The sequence below is a fragment of the Okeania sp. genome (assembly GCF_983059655.1).
Genome location: NZ_CEZPJD010000917.1, coordinates 1 through 2910, shown reverse-complemented (window position 1 = coordinate 2910; position 2910 = coordinate 1). Strand labels below are relative to the sequence as shown.

Below are 2910 nucleotides of genomic sequence, written 5' to 3'. Positions count from 1 at the left end.
GAGTCAGTCTCGACTAAATTAAACCCTATTTCTTGTAATAAATTCCATATATCTGTATTAATGAAATTCCAAGAAGTTTCCGTTTCAAATAACCATAAAAATATGGCGAACCCAGGCCAAAAAAGAATATTTACCGGACGATGAAAGTCAACAAAAGTAAAAATTCCACCTGGCTTCAGAATGCGGTAAACTTCTTGCATAATTTGCCGCAATTGTTCAGAATTCATCTCATGTAAAGCAGCGCTCGTATGTACTAAATCAAATTGATTATTTGAGAATGGCATATCTTCAGCAAATGCCTCTACATATCTAGCCGATGGTACATTTTTTTTAGCTCTATTTATTGATAGTGGAGAAGCATCTAATCCTGTAACATTTTGAGAATATTTAACCAGAAAATTAGTTGCTTGACCACTACCACAACAAAGATCAAGTACCTGAGTATTTTGATCAATGGTTAAACCTTGTAAAGCTAGTTGACGAAACTTAGTTTCTCCGCCAACACTAAGAGCTGCTAAACGGGAAATACCGTCATACAACCATTGATATTTATAGCTCCAGTCTCTGAAAATTGTTGCCATGATATTAATAAGTCAAAAGTTCAAAGTCAAAAGTTCAAAGTCAAAAGTTCAAAGTCAAAAGTGTATAAATTATATCAAAATAATTGGGTCGCACAACCCCGCCTTTTAAGGCGAAATATTTTTGGTTCCTTGCTCAAATTCCTGTTACAAAAATAACTTCTGACTTCTGACTTCGTTAATTTTGAGCTAGTGCAGGATGGCAGAAATAACTAACCAGTTACAAAATCCTAAAAGCCTTACCAATCAATACTTTTGACTTTTGACTTTTGACTTTTGACTTCCGCAGTAGTTGACTCTTAATTCCTTGGAAAATATACTTAAGAAAATATTAATATGTTAAATTTAGTAACAAATATTAAAATTGGAGCCTGATTAATACTATGAGTCGTGTTGGAGTTTTATTACTTAATTTAGGTGGGCCAGAACAACTAGAAGATGTCCGTCCCTTTCTCTTCAATTTATTTTCTGACCCAGAAATTATTCGTTTGCCCTTTCCTTGGTTGCAAAAACCTTTAGCATGGCTAATTTCCACCCTACGTTTTGAAAAGTCTCAAGAAAATTATAAAGAAATTGGTGGTGGCTCTCCATTAAGATCCATTACCGAACAGCAAGGTTTGGCGATCGAAAAACAGTTAGAAGAAAAAGGATTAACAGCTCAAACTTATATAGGAATGCGTTATTGGCATCCCTTTACAGAAGAAGCTCTCGCTAGAATTAAGCGCGACCAAATAGAAAAGTTAGTAATTCTGCCACTTTATCCTCAATATTCTATCAGCACTAGCGGTTCTAGCTTTCGGTTACTCGATCAACTCTGGCAAAAAGACCCAGAATTACAGAATACTGAATATACCGTTATTCCTTCTTGGTATCAACGACCAGGATATATTCAGGCCATGGCAGAATTAATTGCTCAAGAATTAGATAATTGTCCAAACTCAGAGCAAGTACATATCTTCTTCAGTGCCCATGGTGTACCAGTTAGCTATGTTGAAGAAGCAGGAGACCCTTATCAGGCAGAAATTGAAGACTGTGTAGATAAGATTATGAAGGCTTTGAATCGTTCTAACCCTCATACCCTAGCTTATCAAAGTCGGGTAGGCCCTGTAGAGTGGTTGAAACCTTACACTGAAGAGGCCATTCAAGAATTGGCCAGTGACGGGGTTAAAGATTTATTAGTAGTTCCTATTAGCTTTGTTTCCGAACACATTGAGACTCTGCAAGAAATTGATATGGAATATCGCGAGGTGGCAGAAGAAGCTGGAATTAGTAATTTTTACCGAGTGCCTGCTCTAAATACCCATCCAGTATTTATCAATGATTTAGCAGATTTGGTTGTTGAAGCTCTGGATGCTCCTACTCGTCTTTTTTCTGATGCCATCCAGATGAAAAAAATTATCAAAATGTATCCCCAAGAAAAATGGCAATGGGGTTTGACTACCACCGCAGAAGTATGGAATGGACGGTTAGCAATGCTTGGGTTTATGGCTTTGTTGTTGGAATTAATTACTGGTTATGGCCCCTTACACTTTGCTGGCTTACTTTAGAATAGGGACATTTGGCATCTAGCGATGCCCTTTCTAAAATTAATAGACCGGGATTACTCATACAGCTTTAAATATATATCTTTAGCAGAAGAACACCACTCTTTTATTTTTAAAGTCCTTTATACCACCGATACCAATCTTGATAGCTACGAATTGCTAGCCACAGCAATAGTAAGGCAATTAATCCTCCTTGTTGCGGTGCATCAAAGGCAAAAATCACCAGGCAAATACATAGAATATCTTGGACTAATAGCATCCAGACTGGCAAACCACGCCATCGATAAAACCATCCTACCTGAACGAGTTGCAATACTAAGGCAAGTAAACCACCAACTACTCCCATTACAATCGTTAACCAGTCTTCTAAATGAGTGGCTTTGGCGATCGCCATGCTCATAATTGCTCCTACTACTGGACTGAATAGAAGTTGAGTTAAATTTAGAATGCGTTGGCCTAACAGCCGTTTTGAGGCAAATATTTCAAATAAAGACCAACTAACTAAAACTCCCACTACTATTTGCGGGGAAATATTGGACAGCAGAGGTACTTTCGACCATAAATCATTTTGCCATAAACCGATTAACAGTAACGGTAATGCTATTCTGATACCTGCTGCTGCTGATGCAGACAAAGCTGCTAGGACTTCTACCATAATCACAATGGAAAGTGTTATTAATACCAATTTTATGTGAAGCTGCACATAATTAGGTGTTAGGTCGTAGGTGTTAGGTTGTAGATGTTAGGTATTATACCAATTTTATGTGAGGTGGCACAAAATTATATTT

The 2910-nt window shown here is 37.3% G+C and carries 3 protein-coding genes; 1 reads left to right on the top strand and 2 read right to left on the bottom strand.

All coding sequences use genetic code 11. The features are described 5' to 3' along the window. A partial coding sequence (locus AC3DU7_RS30155; protein ID WP_488042920.1) for a class I SAM-dependent methyltransferase occupies window positions 1-581 on the bottom strand: 581 nt, incomplete at its 3' end. 380 nt (window positions 582-961) lie between these two features. Between AC3DU7_RS30155 and hemH the strand changes: the two genes are divergently transcribed. Then, window positions 962-2125 (top strand): ferrochelatase, encoded by a 1164-nt coding sequence (gene hemH / locus AC3DU7_RS30150; RefSeq protein ID WP_488042919.1) that lies wholly within the window; start codon window positions 962-964, stop codon window positions 2123-2125. Window positions 2126-2234: 109 nt separating this feature from the next. On the opposite strand, the gene AC3DU7_RS30145 is transcribed toward hemH, so the two are convergent. Beyond that, window positions 2235-2777 carry a DUF4126 domain-containing protein gene (locus AC3DU7_RS30145; protein WP_488042918.1) on the bottom strand — a complete coding sequence of 181 codons (543 nt, stop codon included), beginning with the start codon at window positions 2775-2777 and terminating at the stop codon, window positions 2235-2237. Between the last annotated feature and the right edge of the window lie 133 nt (window positions 2778-2910).